This window comes from Streptomyces sp. NPDC021115 (assembly GCF_044333065.1).
Taxonomy (GTDB): domain Bacteria; phylum Actinomycetota; class Actinomycetes; order Streptomycetales; family Streptomycetaceae; genus Streptomyces.
On sequence record NZ_JBIRQF010000003.1, the window covers coordinates 595,705 to 610,150 of the forward strand.

Annotated in this window: 15 protein-coding genes; 8 read left to right on the plus strand and 7 right to left on the minus strand. The window is 73.3% G+C overall.

What is annotated here, in order from left to right:
* Nucleotides 1-603 precede the first annotated feature (603 nt).
* Both ACH4TL_RS12635 and dapE read left to right on the plus strand, forming a co-directional pair.
* Nucleotides 604-2,040 carry an amino acid permease gene (locus tag ACH4TL_RS12635; RefSeq protein ID WP_398318078.1) on the plus strand — a complete coding sequence of 479 codons (1,437 nt, stop codon included), beginning with the start codon at nucleotides 604-606 and terminating at the stop codon, nucleotides 2,038-2,040.
* The gene (gene dapE, locus ACH4TL_RS12640; protein ID WP_398318075.1) at nucleotides 2,037-3,110 is read left to right on the plus strand and encodes a succinyl-diaminopimelate desuccinylase; all 1,074 of its coding nucleotides are present in this window, start codon (nucleotides 2,037-2,039) and stop codon (nucleotides 3,108-3,110) included. The genes ACH4TL_RS12635 and dapE overlap by 4 nt, the downstream gene beginning before the upstream one ends.
* A gap of 7 nt (nucleotides 3,111-3,117) precedes the next feature.
* Here the strand turns inward: dapE and ACH4TL_RS12645 are convergent, their stop codons facing one another.
* On the minus strand, nucleotides 3,118-4,692 hold the full coding sequence (locus ACH4TL_RS12645; RefSeq protein ID WP_398318072.1) for a PucR family transcriptional regulator: 1,575 nt from the start codon (nucleotides 4,690-4,692) through the stop codon (nucleotides 3,118-3,120).
* Nucleotides 4,693-4,805: 113 nt separating this feature from the next.
* On the opposite strand from ACH4TL_RS12645, the gene ACH4TL_RS12650 reads away from it, so the two are divergent.
* Both ACH4TL_RS12650 and menC read left to right on the plus strand, forming a co-directional pair.
* The gene (locus ACH4TL_RS12650; protein ID WP_398318069.1) at nucleotides 4,806-5,660 is read left to right on the plus strand and encodes a chorismate synthase; all 855 of its coding nucleotides are present in this window, start codon (nucleotides 4,806-4,808) and stop codon (nucleotides 5,658-5,660) included.
* Nucleotides 5,657-6,778, plus strand: coding sequence for an o-succinylbenzoate synthase (gene menC, locus ACH4TL_RS12655; protein ID WP_398318066.1), 1,122 nt, complete (start codon nucleotides 5,657-5,659; stop codon nucleotides 6,776-6,778). Before ACH4TL_RS12650 ends, menC begins: the two co-directional genes overlap by 4 nt.
* Before the next feature lie 22 nt (nucleotides 6,779-6,800).
* Here menC and ACH4TL_RS12660 read toward each other — a convergent pair whose 3' ends face one another.
* Complete coding sequence (locus tag ACH4TL_RS12660) at nucleotides 6,801-7,271, minus strand: LuxR C-terminal-related transcriptional regulator (RefSeq protein WP_398318063.1); 471 nt, start codon at nucleotides 7,269-7,271, stop codon at nucleotides 6,801-6,803.
* Between ACH4TL_RS12660 and ACH4TL_RS12665 the strand changes: the two genes are divergently transcribed.
* Genes ACH4TL_RS12665 through ACH4TL_RS12675 form a run of 3 tightly spaced genes read left to right on the plus strand, consistent with a single transcriptional unit; the run spans nucleotide 7,252 to nucleotide 8,809 of the window.
* Entirely contained in the window at nucleotides 7,252-7,413 is a 162-nt protein-coding gene (locus ACH4TL_RS12665; protein WP_398318060.1) for a hypothetical protein, read from the plus strand. The genes ACH4TL_RS12660 and ACH4TL_RS12665 overlap by 20 nt on opposite strands.
* A gap of 7 nt (nucleotides 7,414-7,420) precedes the next feature.
* Nucleotides 7,421-7,930 (plus strand): hypothetical protein, encoded by a 510-nt coding sequence (locus ACH4TL_RS12670; protein WP_398318057.1) that lies wholly within the window; start codon nucleotides 7,421-7,423, stop codon nucleotides 7,928-7,930.
* Nucleotides 7,931-7,975: 45 nt separating this feature from the next.
* Nucleotides 7,976-8,809, plus strand: coding sequence for a class I SAM-dependent methyltransferase (locus ACH4TL_RS12675; protein WP_398318054.1), 834 nt, complete (start codon nucleotides 7,976-7,978; stop codon nucleotides 8,807-8,809).
* 7 nt (nucleotides 8,810-8,816) lie between these two features.
* On the opposite strand, the gene glpK is transcribed toward ACH4TL_RS12675, so the two are convergent.
* Entirely contained in the window at nucleotides 8,817-10,316 is a 1,500-nt protein-coding gene (gene glpK / locus ACH4TL_RS12680) for a glycerol kinase GlpK (protein ID WP_398318051.1), read from the minus strand.
* Between the two features lie 61 nt (nucleotides 10,317-10,377).
* The gene (locus tag ACH4TL_RS12685) at nucleotides 10,378-11,145 is read right to left on the minus strand and encodes an IclR family transcriptional regulator (protein WP_398318048.1); all 768 of its coding nucleotides are present in this window, start codon (nucleotides 11,143-11,145) and stop codon (nucleotides 10,378-10,380) included.
* A gap of 153 nt (nucleotides 11,146-11,298) precedes the next feature.
* On the opposite strand from ACH4TL_RS12685, the gene ACH4TL_RS12690 reads away from it, so the two are divergent.
* The gene (locus ACH4TL_RS12690) at nucleotides 11,299-11,733 is read left to right on the plus strand and encodes an ATP-binding protein (RefSeq protein WP_398318045.1); all 435 of its coding nucleotides are present in this window, start codon (nucleotides 11,299-11,301) and stop codon (nucleotides 11,731-11,733) included.
* A 29-nt stretch (nucleotides 11,734-11,762) separates the two neighbouring features.
* Here the strand turns inward: ACH4TL_RS12690 and ACH4TL_RS12695 are convergent, their stop codons facing one another.
* From ACH4TL_RS12695 to ACH4TL_RS12705, 3 genes are read right to left on the minus strand one after another with little or no spacing between them, the layout of a single operon-like run.
* Entirely contained in the window at nucleotides 11,763-12,884 is a 1,122-nt protein-coding gene (locus ACH4TL_RS12695; RefSeq protein ID WP_398318042.1) for a PP2C family protein-serine/threonine phosphatase, read from the minus strand.
* Between the two features lie 39 nt (nucleotides 12,885-12,923).
* Nucleotides 12,924-13,136, minus strand: a complete 213-nt coding sequence (locus ACH4TL_RS12700; RefSeq protein ID WP_398318696.1) for a ferredoxin — start codon at nucleotides 13,134-13,136, stop codon at nucleotides 12,924-12,926.
* Nucleotides 13,137-13,141: 5 nt separating this feature from the next.
* Entirely contained in the window at nucleotides 13,142-14,392 is a 1,251-nt protein-coding gene (locus ACH4TL_RS12705; protein ID WP_398318039.1) for a cytochrome P450, read from the minus strand.
* Nucleotides 14,393-14,446: the final 54 nt, after the last annotated feature.

A 14,446-nucleotide genomic window follows, 5' to 3' on the forward strand; every position in this document is an offset into this window, starting at 1 on the left:
TAAGGAGTCAGCGGACCGAGAGTTCGGCGACACCGTCCGGACCACCGGACCATCGGCCTCCGCCATTCCGGCTCCACACTGAGCCGGGTCCCGAACACCCGCTCGCGGCCGATGGCTGCCGCGAGGGCGCAGCTTCGGCGCGGCCCTTCAGCAGCCGCCCCGAATCCGCGGCCACCGATGGCTGAAAAGGCTTGTTCCGCCCCCCAACCGAACCGGCACCGCTCCACGCCGAGCAGGCAGTTTACCCAGCGTTAACAGGAGCCGCAGATCTTACGGTGTGCTCGCGGCCCCGGCCGGTGGCCGCGCGTCCAGGCCGCCCGTCACCCCCGCCCGCTCCCGTTTCTTGTGCGGCATGCCTGGTGGGAGCCGGTTTCGCGATGTCGTTCGCGGTCCGCCGCACGCCCGCGGAGCGGCCGGTGATCCTGTGTCCGGACTCACAGCCGCCCCGGGCAGGGCGGCGCATCTTCGGCCACGGTCCGCCACCGGACGGCGCTTGGCCGATCGTTCAAAGCGACCCGGATCATCTTGGCCGATGCGCGCATCCCCGCGCCCGCCCCGCTGCCGCATCATCAGGGGCCATGCGGCAGCGGAAGGAGCGGGTCGGTGCAGGGTGAGAACAAGCTGACAAGGCGCCGGAGCGTGGCGGGCCTGGTCGCCGACGCGAGCGGGGGCCCGCTGCGGCGCACCATGGGGCTGAGCCAGCTCACGCTGCTCAGCGTGGGCGCCACCCTCGGCACGGGGATCTTCGTGGTGCTGGGTGAGGCGGTGCCCGAGGCCGGTCCGGCGGTGGTGGTGTCCTTCGTGCTCGCCGGGGTCACCGCGCTGTTCTCGGCGCTCTCGTACGCCGAGCTGGCGGGCATGATCCCGGGCGCCGGTTCCTCGTACAGCTACGCCTACGCCACCCTCGGCGAGCTGGTGGCCTGGGTCTGCGGCTGGTGTCTGATCCTGGAGTACGGCGTGTCGGTGGCCGCGGTCGCGGTCGGCTGGGGCCAGTACGTCAACGAACTGCTCCAGCTCACGATCGGCTGGACGCTGCCCGACTCGCTCGCCGCCCCGCCGGGCGCGGGCGGGGTGCTCAACGTGCCCGCCGCGGTGATCGTCGTCCTCGCCATGGTGGTGCTGCTGCGCGGGGCGCGGGAGAGCGCGCTCGCCAACGCCGTCATGGTGACGGTGAAGGTCGTCGTGCTGCTGATGTTCTGCGCCGTCGCCTTCACCGCCTTCCACGCCGGGAACTTCCGCCCGCTCTTCCCGCTCGGCACCGCCGGGATGACCGCGGGCGCCGCCTCGCTGTTCTTCTCGTACATCGGCTTCGACGCCGCGTCCACGGCCGGAGAGGAGGCGAAGAATCCGCAGCGCGATCTGCCGCGCGCCATCATCCTCTCGCTCGCCCTGGTCACCGCCCTGTACTGCGCGGTCGCGCTGGCGGCGGTCGGGGCGATGCCCTGGCAGCGGTTCGCGGGCACCGAGGCCACGCTGAGCCAGGTGCTGGTGCGATCGGTCGGCGGCGGCAACCTGTGGCCCGTCCTGCTGTCCATCGGCGCGGTCATCGCCACCACGAGCGTCGTGCTGACCGTGCAGTACGGCCAGATCCGCATCCTCTTCGCGATGTCACGCGACGGGCTGATGCCTCCGCTGTTCTCCACCGTCCATCCGCGGACCGGGGTGCCGCGCGCGGGCACCGTCATCGTCACCGCCTTCGTCACGGTCCTCGCCGCGCTCATTCCGCTCGGCGCCCTCGCCGATGCCACCAGCATCGGCACCCTCTTCGCGTTCGCCCTGGTCAACCTGGCGGTGCTGATCCTGCGGCGGCGCAGCCCGGACGCACCGCGCGGCTTCCGGGTGCCGTTCGCGCCGCTGACCCCGCTGCTCGGCGTGGCCGCCTGCGGGTACGTGATGTTCGGGCTCGGCACCGACACCTGGATCGCTTTCGGCGCCTGGATGGCGGCGGGGCTCGCGGTCTACGGGCTCTACGGCATCCGCCACTCCGCGCTCGGCCGTAACCCCACCCCCGAGAAGACCGTCCAGGAGACCGCTTCATGAGCACCCCCGCCCCCGCCATCGCCCCGGCCGCCGACGTCGTCGCGCTCACCCGCGCCCTGGTCGACACCCCGTCCGAGAGCGGCGAGGAGGCCGCGCTCGCCGACGCCGTCGAGACCGCGCTGCGCGCCCTGCCGCATCTGACGGTCGAGCGGATCGGCGACTCCGTGGTGGCGCGCACCCGCCTGGGCCGCGACCGGCGCGTGATCGTCGCGGGCCATCTGGACACCGTCCCGGCCGCCGGGAACCTGCCCGCCCGCCTCGATCCGGAACGGCTCCACGGGCTCGGCGCCTGCGACATGAAGGGCGGCGTCGCGGTGGCGCTGCGGCTCGCGGCCACCCTCACCGCCCCCGTCCACGACGTGAGTTACGTCTTCTACGAGTGCGAAGAGGTCTCCGGCGACCGCAACGGCCTCGCGCGGATCGCCGCGGCCCGGCCCGAACTGCTCCACGCCGACCTCGCGATCCTCATGGAACCCTCCGACGCCGGGGTCGAGGCGGGCTGCCAGGGCATGCTGATGGCCGACATCACCGTGCGCGGCGCCCGCGCGCACACCGCCCGCGCCTGGCGAGGGGTCAACGCGGCCCATCGCGCCGCCACCGTCCTGAAGCGGCTGGACGACCACACCGCCGAACGCGTCGTCATCGACGGCCTGGAGTACCGCGAGGGGCTGAGCGCCGTCGCCGTGCGCGCGGGCGTGGCCGAGAACGTCGTCCCCGACGCCTGCGTGATCACGGTCAATCTGCGCTTCGCGCCGAGCCGTTCGGCCGAGGACGCCGAGGCTTACGTAAGGGACCTCTTCCCCGAGTACGAGGTCGAGATCACCGAGGTCACCCCCGGCGCCCTCCCCGGCCTCGACCGGCCCGCCGCCGCCTCGTTCGTCGCCGCGGTGGGCGCGGTGCCCCGACCCAAACTGGGCTGGACCGACGTCGCCCGGTTCACCGCGCTCGGCACCCCGGCCCTCAACTACGGCCCGGGCGATCCGTCCCTGGCGCACACCCCGGGGGAGTACGTGCCCCTCGACCAGCTGCGGGCGTGCGAGGCGCGGCTCGCGGACTGGCTCGGCGGCTGACGGGGCCCTACGCGCGGGGGCCCCCGAGCGTCCGCAGCTGGAGCCACAGCACCAGCCGCTCGTCCGGGTCGTCCAGGTCGATGCCGAGCTGGGAGCGCAGCTGACGGAGCCGGTAGCGGCAGGTGTTGGGGTGCACGGCGAGCCACTTCGCCGCCCGGGCCATGTCGCAGCCCGCGTCCAGCCAGCACACCAGGGTGCGGGCGTAGTCCGTCCCGTGGCCCTCGTCGTACGCGAGCACCTGCCGCCACGCGCCAGCCGCCAGCTCCCGCCGCTCGCCGAGGAGCCCGGTGAGCCGGAACAGGACGGCCCGGGCCCGCACCTCGTGCACCGCGGCGACCGTCTCGTCCGGGCGGAGCACCCGCAGCACCAGATCGGCGTCCTCCCGCGAGCCCGGAATCCGCGCCGGGTCCGGCACCGCCTCGCCGAGCCCGGCCCGCACCGGCACCCGCAGCGCCTGCCCGGCGCGCCGCACGATGTCCTCCGCGAGCCGCCGCTGCCGCTCCCCGGCGGGCCCGCCGGGCTCCCCGTCGCCCGGCAGCAGCGCGTACACCACCCCGTCGACCAGGACGCACGCCTGCCGCCCGTAGCGCGCCTCGCACTGGAGCCGTACGAGGTCCAGCAGCCGCGGCGCGGCCTGTTCGCCGTCCGGCGACGCGGAGACGGCCGGGTCCAGGGCGAAGGCGGCCACCCGCAGCGGGGTGCCCGGGGTGAGGCCCAGGCGCTGGGCGGCGGTGGCGGGCTCGGCGGTGCCGTCCAGCAGGCGGCGCAGCAGATCGCCGGTCAGATGCCGGGACAGCTCGGCCGCCGCCCGTGCCCGCAGCAGCAGGAGAGCGGCGGTGGAGGCGCCCTGGGCGAGCTGGGTCCCGGCGTCGGCGGCGAGCGTCCCGTCGTCCACGACCCACAGCGAGCCCAGGGTCTCGCCGCCCGCCCGGACGGCGACGGCCAGCCGCGGCAGCTCGCCCTCGCCGAGGGCGGCGAGCCGGACCGGGCCCTCGGCGGCGAACAGCACCCGGTACTGCTCGGTGTTCTCGGGGCTGTCCGGCACCTGACGGCCGAGGATGCCCTGCCGCCTGGCCTCGTCGACCGGCTGCCCGGGCACGGTGGAGTACGCGAGAACGCTCTGCCGCGGATCCTCGATCACGGTGGCACCGCCGACGGCCGCCGCCACCGCGCCCGCCAGCGAGAACAGATCCCCGAGCGCGGCCCCGTCGCCCGCCGGGGACGGCCGCGCCCCGACGGCCTGGGCGAGCAGCAGATGGACGTGGTGCCAGGCGGCGTCCTCGTCCACGGCGAGCAGCGCCGTACCGCACTCCTCCGCCTCGGCCACCGGCCCGGCCGCGCCGCGCACCACGGCCCCGGCCATCCCGGCGGCGGCCGCCTCCCGCACCAGCGGCCCGGCGTCCTCCGCCCGCACCCCGACGGCCAGCAGCAGCGCGCCGGGCGCCCGGGCCGGGAGCGGCGCGTGGGCGTCGTACAGCAGCACCTCGGTGACGGGCGCGGTGAGACCGGCCGGGGAGCTGAGCGGGCGCAGGGTGGGTTCGCCGAGAACGGCGAGGATGTCCCCGAGAGTGCGGGCGTCCATGGGTGCGGTGCCGGGCCCTTCCTGTCATGGTTGGCCGATCGGCACAGGACCCTAGGCTGTCTTTGTGCGTCCGGACAAGGGGTGTCCGGGTGCGGGCCGGGAGACTCGATGGCATGACACCAGCAGTGACGATGGACGCACGCGCGCTCGCGTCCGCCGCCGCCCACACCGCCGGGGTCGCCGTCCGCACCGTGGACGATGTGGCCGGTATCCGGGCGGTGGCCGACTTCCTCGCCGACGTATGGCAGCTGCCGCACACCAACCCGCCCTATCCCAGCGAGGTGCTGCACAGCCTCGTGCACGCGGGCGGCGCGGTACACGCCGCGTACAGCGCCGGGCCGCACGGCGACCGGCTCGCCGGGGCGGCCGTCGCGGTCTTCGGACCGCCCGCCGACCGAAGCGCGTACTCGTTCGTGGCCGCCGCCACCGCCTCCGACCGCGGCGTCGGCTTCGCGCTCAAGCAGGCCCAGCGGGTCTGGGCGCTGGACCGCGGCGCCCGCACCATGCGCTGGACCTTCGACCCGCTGGTGGGCCGCAACGCCCGGTTCAACCTGGTCAAGCTGGGCGCCGTCGGATCCGAGTACCTGGTCGACCTGTACGGGCCGATGAACGACGGGGTGAACGACGGCGACGAGAGCGACCGGCTCACCGCCGCCTGGGACCTGCGCACCACCGCCGCAACGACCGACGAGGCCGCCGACGGGGCGGCCCGCGCACGCGCCACGGAGGTCCGCACGGCCCCCGACGGCGGTCCGCTCGCCGTACGGGACGGCCGGCGGCTGTGGTGCCGGGTGCCCGAGGACATCGTCGCGCTGCGCGCCGCCGACCCCGCACAGGCACTGCGCTGGCGGCACGCCGTGCGCGAGGTGTTCACCGACGCGTACGCCGAGGGGCTGCGCGCGACGTCGATGTCCCGCGACGGCTGGTATCTGCTCACCCCGAACACCCCTGAGGAACCGCGCTCATGAGGCTCGAACGCGTCGAACTGCTCCATGTCGCCCTGCCGCTCGTCACCCCCTTCCGCACCTCCTTCGGGACGATGACGGCCAAGGACACCTTCCTGCTGCGTGTCGTCACGGACGAGGCCGAGGGCTGGTCCGAGTTCGCCGCCGACCCGGAGCCGCTGTACTGCTCCGAGTTCGTCGCCGGTGCCGAGACCGTGATCCGCGACTTCCTGCTGCCCCGCGTCGCCGCACTCCCCGAGCCGACCACGGCGGCCCTTGCGCCCGCGATGGCCGCTGTCAAGGGGCACGAACTCGCCAAGGCCACCGTGGAGACGGCCCTGCTGGACGCCGAACTCCGCGCGTACGGCATGCCGATCGCCACCTTCCTCGGCTCGGTCCGCGACCGGGTGCCCGCCGGGGTCTCCGTCGGCATCAAGAACTCCCTCCCCGAGCTGATCGACGACGTCGAGCGGTATCTCGACGAGGGCTACGTCCGCATCAAGCTCAAGATCGAGCCCGGCTGGGACGTGGAGCCGGTGCGCGCCGTACGGGAGCGGTTCGGCGACGCACTGCCCCTCCAGGTCGACGCCAACACCGCGTACACCCTCGCCGACGCGCCCCATCTGCGGAAGCTCGACGCCTTCGGCCTGCTGCTCATCGAGGAGCCGCTGGCGGAGAACAACCTCCACGCCCACGCCCAGCTCCAGCGGCGGCTCACCACCCCGGTCTGCCTGGACGAGTCCATCCACTCCGCGAGCGACGCGGCCTCCGCGATCGCCATGGACGCCTGCCGGGTCATCAACGTCAAACCCGCCCGGGTCGGCGGCTACACGGAGGCCCGCCGCATCCATGACCTCGCCACCGCCCACGGCGTCCCGGTGTGGTGCGGCGGCATGCTGGAGACCGGCATCGGCCGGGCCCCCAACCTGGCCCTCGCCGCCCTCCCCGGATTCACCCTGCCCGGCGACACCTCGGCGTCCAGGCGGTACTTCGCCGAGGACCTCACCGAGCCGTTCGTCCTGGCGGACGGCCATCTCCCGGTGCCCACCACGCCCGGCATCGGCGTCACCCCGCTGCCGGACGTCCTCGCCCGCTTCACCACCGCCACCCGGGTGCTGTACGCGGACGCCCGGAAGCCGTAGTGGGCACCGGGGCCGGGGCCGGTCAGGCCTGCTGGAGGTCGCGCAGCAGATAGCCCGCCTGGAAGCGGCTCTTCGCGCCGATGTGCGCCATGATCTCGGAGATGTGGCGCTGGCAGGTCCGTTCCGACATGCCCAGCCGCCGGGCGATGGACTTGTCGTTCAGGCCCTCGGCCAGCAGGCTCGTGATCGCCTGGCGGATCTGGTCCGAAATGGCCTTGGCCTGTTCCCGGGAGATGGCGGAGGCGAAGGGGACGGACCGCAGCCAGGTCTGGTCGAAGACGGCCCGCATGAATTCGATGATGTTGGGCTCGCGGATCACCAGGGCCGCCTCGGAGTCGTCCTGGACCTCGATGACGGCGAGGCTTCGGTCGAAGACCAGCATGCGGCGCAGTCTGTCCTCGGACGTCCGGACCTTGGCACCGAGCTGGGTGACCCGGTCGACGTAGGTGAGGGTCGGCCGGCTGTAGCGCGCGGTGTGCTGGCAACCGGTCACCCGCACCCTCGACCTGGCCACCTCACCGGGCTATCTCTACCTCAGCTCAGACGACGAGGCGCAGGTGGAGGCGGACTACCACCGGCTGCGCGAGCTCGAAGAGAACGGCCTGTACCACTCCGACAACGCGAGATTGGGTTGATGAGACAATGGCGCAAGCGCTTCCGCAGCTGGACGGCCTCGGCGACATCCCCGCGGACTACGAGCACGTCCAGAAGAACATCGCGCCGGGCGACGAACTCGCCGTGCCCGGCGGCCCCTTCAAGTGGTACGACGTCCACCGCGACGGCCAGGACGTACCGAAGGACGTCCGGGAGGAGGCCCGCGAATACCTCCGTGACGAGGCCGCGGCCGGCCGGCTGGGGCTCCGCGGCGAGCTGGGCTTCATCCTCAACCACCGGGCCGGCGACAAGTACTTCGTGCTCGTCGGCGTCTGGCGCAACAACAACGAGTTCTGGCAGACGCTCTACTTCAAGGACGGCGCGGGCTTCCAGCCCTACCCCGTCCCCGACGGCGCCCCCCGCCCCACCCAGGAGGTCGTCGAGCTGGACGCCACCTCCCACGAGCGGCGCGCCTGGTCCCGCTATCTGACCTCCGCCCGCGACGAGGCCGCCAAGCGCGCGTACATCGAGGACCGCTGCACCGGCATCCTCGTCTGACCCCTCGACCGGTCCTCCCGCTCCCCGTCTGCCACGATCTACGGCATGGACGACACGCACGGCGTCAACGCCGCGGCCGATGAGGAGCGGGGCTATCTGCTGGACAACCGGCAGACCGAGGCGGGCATCCGGTTCGGCGCCCTGGCCGAGCTGTTCGACCCGAGCACCTTCCGCCACGTCGACCGGCTCGGCATCGGCCCCGGCATGCGCGTCTGGGAGGTCGGCGCGGGCGGCCCCTCCGTACCCGAGGGGCTGGCCGAACGGGTCGGGCCCAGCGGGCAGGTGATCGCCACCGACATCGACGTGTCCTGGACCCGCACCACGGCCACCGGTCCCGACCGGGTGATCGAGGTGCTGCGCCACGACGTGGCCGCCGACCCGCCGCCGCCCGGCCCCTTCGACCTGGTGCACGCCCGCCTCGTCCTGGTGCACGTCCCCGACCGGGCCGAGGCCCTGCGCCGGATGATCCAGGCGCTGCGGCCCGGCGGCTGGCTGCTGCTGGAGGACGCCGACCCGGGGCTCCAGCCGCTGCTGTGCCCGGACGAGTCAGGCCCCGAACAGCGCCTCGCCAACCGGCTGCGGTCCGGTTTCCGCGAGCTGATGGCCGGGCGCGGCGCGGACCTCGCGTACGGGCGCACCCTGCCCCGGCTGCTGCGCGAGGCGGGCCTTGCGGACGTGTGCGCCGACGCGTACTTCCCCATCGCCTCACCGGCCTGCACGGTGCTGGAGGACGCCACCGTGCGGCAGATCCGGACCCGGCTGGTGGCCGCGGGCCTGGCCACCGACGAGGAGATCGACCGGCATCTGGCCAACGTCGCCACCGGACGCCTCGACCTGGCCACCGCCCCCATGATCTCCGCCTGGGCGCGCCGCCCCTGAACACCTTCTAGCGCAGCCAGCCGAACGACCGCTCCACCGCCCGCTGCCAGTTCTCGTACTCCGCCTCCCGCCGCGCCGGGTCCATCGTGGGCAGCCACTGCCCGGCCCGGTGCCAGTTGCGGCGCAGCCCCTCCAGGTCCGGCCAGTAGCCGACGGCCAGCCCCGCGGCGTACGCGGCGCCGAGCGACACCGTCTCCGAGACCATCGGCCGCACCACCGGCACGTCGAGCACATCGGCCAGGAACTGCATCAGCAGATTGTTGGCGGTCATGCCGCCGTCGACCTTCAGCGCCTTCAGCGGTTCGGGCGAGTCCGCGTTCATCGCGTCGACCACCTCGCGGGTCTGCCAGCCGGTGGCCTCCAGCACCGCGCGGGCCAGATGGCCCTTGGTGATGTACGAGGTGAGGCCGACGACGACGCCGCGCGCGTCGCTGCGCCAGTGCGGCGCGAACAGGCCCGAGAAGGCGGGCACGATGTAGCAGCCGCCGTTGTCCTCGACGGTGCGGGCCAGCGTCTCGATCTCCGGCGCGCTGTGGATCAGGCCCAGCCGGTCGCGGAACCACTGCACCAGCGAGCCGGTGACCGCGATCGGCCCCTCCAGGGCGTAGACCGGCGGCTCGTCGCCGACCTGGTAGCCCACGGTGGTGAGCAGCCCGTGCCGGGAGCGGACGGGGCTGGTGCCGGTGTTGAGCAGCAGAAAGCTCCCGGTGCCGTACGTGCACTTGGCCTCGCCGGGCGCGAAGCACGTCTGCCCGAACAGCGCCGCCTGCTGGTCGCCGAGGGCGGCGCCGATCCGCACGCCCGGCAGCACCGACCGCGCCACTCCGTAGCCCTCGGCGGAGGGGCGGATGTCGGGCAGCATCGCCCGGGGCACCCCGAAGTACGCCAGCAGCTCGTCGTCCCAGGTGAGGGTGCGGATGTTCATGAGCATGGTGCGGCTGGCGTTGGTGACGTCGGTGATGTGCAGCCCCCCGGAAGGGCCGCCGGTGAGGTTCCAGATCAGCCAGCTCTCCATCGTGCCGAACAGCACCTCGCCGCGCTCCGCGCGCTCCCGCAACCCCTCGACGTGGTCGAACAGCCAGCGGATGCGGGGCGCGGAGAAGTAGGTGGCGGGGGTGAGCCCGCAGCGGTCGAGGAAGAAGTCGTCACCCGTGCTGCGCCGCAGCTCCTTGACCAGCTCGTCGGTACGGGTGTCCTGCCAGATGATCGCGTTGCCGACGGGACGGCCCGTACGGCGGTCCCACACCACCGTCGTCTCGCGCTGATTGGCGATGCCGATGGCCGCGATCTGCTCGGGGCCGACGCCCGCGTCGCTCAGCGCCCGGGGTACCACCCGCCGCAGATGGGACCAGATCTCGGCGGGGTCGTGCTCCACCCAGCCGGGCTTGGCGTAGTGCTGCCGGTGCTCCCGCTGGGCTACGGAGGCAAGGCGCCCCTGATGGTCGAAGAGGATGCACCGGGTGGACATGGTGCCCTGGTCGATGGACAACACATAGCGTTCAACCATGGCCTTGCCTGCCTTCGTGGCGATACGAGCAGGTCAGTGGGTACGGGCGGGACATGGGGGATCACCAGCGGGCCGCGCCGAGGTCGCGGGAGATCGCCCGTGCGGCGTCCCGGGTCAGTCCGACCAGTGACGGCTGGGGCCGGCCCTTGCCGTCGCAGACGCGCTCCACGGTGCCGGACACCCCGACGGCGCCCACGACCAGGCCGCCCTGGCCGCGGATCGGTGCCGCGATGTCCGCCTCACCCATGACGGTTTCCTGGACCGCGGACGCCCATCCGGCCTCCCGGATCTCGCCCAGCGCCCGGTGCAGCGCCTCCGGGGTGACCAGCGTGTGCCGCGTATAGGTCTCCGGCTCCGCCTCCACGACCGGCTCCACCGGCGTCGCCCCGAACGCCAGCAGGACCTTGCCCAGGGCGCTGGCGTGCAGCGGCAGCAGCGAGCCCACGTCGAGGGTCTGGAAGGTGTCGTCGGGCCGGAAGACATGGTGGACGATCAGCACCTTGCCCTCCAGCGGCACCCCGATGCGGACCGCCTCCCCGCTCCGGGCGGCGAGGGCGTCGGCCCAGTTGAGGGAACGGGACCGCAGCTCGTTGATGTCGAGGTAGCTGGTCCCCAGGTGCAGCAGCGCCGCGCCGAGCTGGTACTTGCCGGTCGCCCGGTCCTGTTCGACGAAGTCGACGCTCTGGAGGGTGCGCAGGATGCCGTGGGTGGTGCCCTTCGCCAGGCCCAGCGAGGCGGCCACCTCGCCCAGCCCGAGCCGACCGGAACCCTGGGCGAGCAGCCGCAGGATCGCCGCCGCCCGCTCGATGGACTGCACCGGGCCGGCCATGACGTGATCGTAGCTCTTCGGGCATGCGTTCACCCCCGCAGGGGAACGTTCGGTAATGCCGACCAGGATTCGTTGACCCCGCCGGTCGTCGTCCATAACGTCCGTATCAGGACATGAGGAACACGACCGGCGGACCATCCGGAAGGAGGAGATATGACGGACCAGCTGACCGTCCCGTGGACCGGCGGCACCTACGTCGATCATCACTTTCCGGTGCCGCATCTCCACGAGGCCGTCGCCACCGTGCGGCGGCGGGCGCATGCGCTGCTGGCCGATTGGGGGCTGGCCGCCGACACCCTGGAGGACGCGCTGCTGGTGGTCTCTGAGCTGATCACCAACGCGGTTCTGCACGCCCTGCCCCCGGCCGTTCTGCGGCTGCGCTGGAGCGAGACCAAGGGATGCGGCACCCTGCACATCGCGGTCACCGACGGCGGACCGACGCCCCGGGTGCCCGGTTCCGCCGAGGAGGTCGAACCCGATGAACACGGGCGCGGGCTCGGCATCGTCACCGCGCTCTCGGCCCGCCACGGCACCCACCCGGACCGTGGGGGAGCCATCACCCGGTGGGCGGAGATGCCCGTCGGCTGACCGGTGCGCCCGCGCGGCGAGGGCCGGGTTCACTGGCGCTCGTGCGGGGAGATGGCGAGGACGGCGACGTCGTCGTGGAGCGCCCGGGCGTAGGTGGGCAGATCCGTGTTGAGGAACTCGATGACGTCGATGGGCTCCGGCGGCGGCGCCCCGGCGAAACGGTCGCGCAGCCGGTCGAGGAGGGGGTAGAAGGCCCCCGTCGCATCGCGGGCCTCGATCAGCCCGTCGGTGCACAACAGCAGCACATCGCCGCGCAGGAAGCGGTGGTGCACCGGCACCGGGCTCTCGTCGGCCAGCGAGCCCAGGCCCAGCGGCAGGGACGGCGGCCCGCTCAGCGTCATCACCTCGCCCCGGGAGATCAGGACGGGCTCGATGTGCCCGTGGTTGATCACCGTCAGCCGGTGCGCGAGCGGGTCGTACTCGATCAGCGCGGCGGTGACGAACAGCTCGTCGTCCGGGATCTCCGCGGCCTCCCGCGCCATCCGCCGCTCCAGCCGGGCACAGACCTGCCGCAGATCCCCCGGTTCGTAGACGGCCTGGCGGAAGCCGCCGAGTACGTCGGCGACGGTACGGACCGCCTGGAGCCCCTTCCCCCGGACATCGCCGATGATGGCCCGCTCGCCGGTCCGGGTGGCGCGGATGTCGAAGAGATCGCCGCCGATCATGGTCCCGGCCTCGGCGGGCCGGTAGAGCCCGGCGGTCAGCACATGGCCGACCTCGTGCGGGAGCGGCCGCAGCAGGGTGCGCATCAGGGCCTCGGTGACCGAGGTCGCGTGCACCAGCTGCTTCTCCTGGCGCTTGCGGTGGGCGGCCAGCGCGGTGCCGAGGGCGCCGACCAGGGCGGTGGAGAGGTACGAGGCGACGTAGTGGCGGTCCCAGAGATAGCCGACGCTGCGGCCCGCACAGCAGGGGGTCCCGGCCAGCACCCCCTCGAAGGCCACCGTGAACAGCGTGACACCGGCGACCCCGACCGGCCCGAGGGTGAACGCCGCCACCACCGGCAGGGCGATCAGCAGGAAGCTCACCGGCCACTCCACCGGGGTCACCGGCTCGACCGCCAGGATGGCCGCCACGTACAGCACCGGCAGCCAGCGCAGCCACACCGGGGGAGCGGGCACGCCCGGCAGCGTGTCCCGGATCGTCGGCGTCACGCTCCTGGGCGCCTTGGAGCGCACGGGGTGCACGGTGCGCTAGCCCTCGTCCGGCCCGTCGCCCACGACGCGGATGACGCTGTTCGGGCAGAGCCGCGCGGCCAGCCGGGCCTTCCCGTGCAGGGCGGGTGGCGGGTGGTCGTCCAGGACGACGACCAGGCCGTCGTCCTCGGCCTGGTCGAACAGCTCCGGTGCGTGCAGGGTGCACTGACCGGCTCCCCGGCACCGGTCGCGGTCCACCTCGACGCGCATCACGCTCACCCTTCCCAGGTGACGGGGAGCCGGTGGACTCCGTAGATCAGCATGTCGTCGCGCAGCGGCACCTCCTCGCGCGGCACCGCCAGCCGCAGGGTGGGGAACCGCCGCAGCAGCGCCGGATAGCCGGTCCGCATCTCCATCCGGGCCAGATGCTGGCCCAGGCACTGGTGGACGCCGTGGCCGAAGGCGATGTGCTCGGTGGCGTCGCGGGTGAGGTCCAGGTCGTCGGGGCGGTCGGGGAACCGGGCGGGGTCCCGGTTGGCGGCGGCGATCGAGGCGACCACGGTCTCCCCGGCCCGCACCCGCGCCCCGGCGATCTCCACGTCCTCCCGGGCCACCCGGACCGTGCCGAACTGGACGATGGTCAGATAGCGCAGCAGCTCCTCGACCGCGCCCTCGACCCGCTCGGGGCGCTCGCGCACCAGCCGTGCCTGCTCGGGGTGGCACAGCAGCGCGAACGTGCCCAGGGCCAGCATGTTCGCCGTCGTCTCATGGCCCGCGATGAGCAGCAGCAGCCCCACCCCGGTCAGCTCGGCGTCGGAGAAGTCCGCCGCCGGGTCCGCGCCGTCCGCGCTTCCTGTCGCGCCCGCGTCGTGGACCAGCCGTGACAGCAGCGCCCCGTCCGGCCGCCGCCGCTTGGCCGCCACCAGGTCCCGCATGTAGTCCCACACCGCGTCCCGGGCCGCGAAGATCTTCTCCTCGTCCTCGTCGATCCGGAACAGGGTGGCCGACCACGCCTGGAAGGCGGCCCGGTCGGCGTACGGCACCCCCAGCAGCTCGCAGATCACCAGCGACGGGATGGGCTGGGCGAACGCCCGCACCAGATCGGCTGGCGGGCCGGTGCGCTCCATCGCGTCCAGATGGTCGTTGACGATCCCCTCGATGCGCGGCAGCAGCTCCCGCATCCGCCGCACCGTGAACCACCGGGAGAGCAGCCGCCGGTACCGGGTGTGCTCGGGAGGGTCCATGCCGATGAACGAGCCCAGCCGCCGCGGATCGTCCTCCCGGACCGGAAACGCCCGGACCGGCGACGAGGCCCGCACCCGGTCCGAGCTGAACCGGTCGTCCGCGAGCAGCTCGCGCACGTCCTCGTAGCCGGTGAGCAGCCAGCCCGCCTTCCCGTCCGGAAAGGCGAGCCGCGCGGCCGTCCCCCGCGCCCGGAGCGCCCCGTACGCACCGGGCGGGTCGAACGGGCAGCCGCGATGGCGGGGCAAGGAGGCCGGGGACGGCCCGGATGAGGTGACGGACACGGATGCGCTCCCTTCCACCAGCTCTTCACATTCGAGCGTAAACGGTAGAAAGCG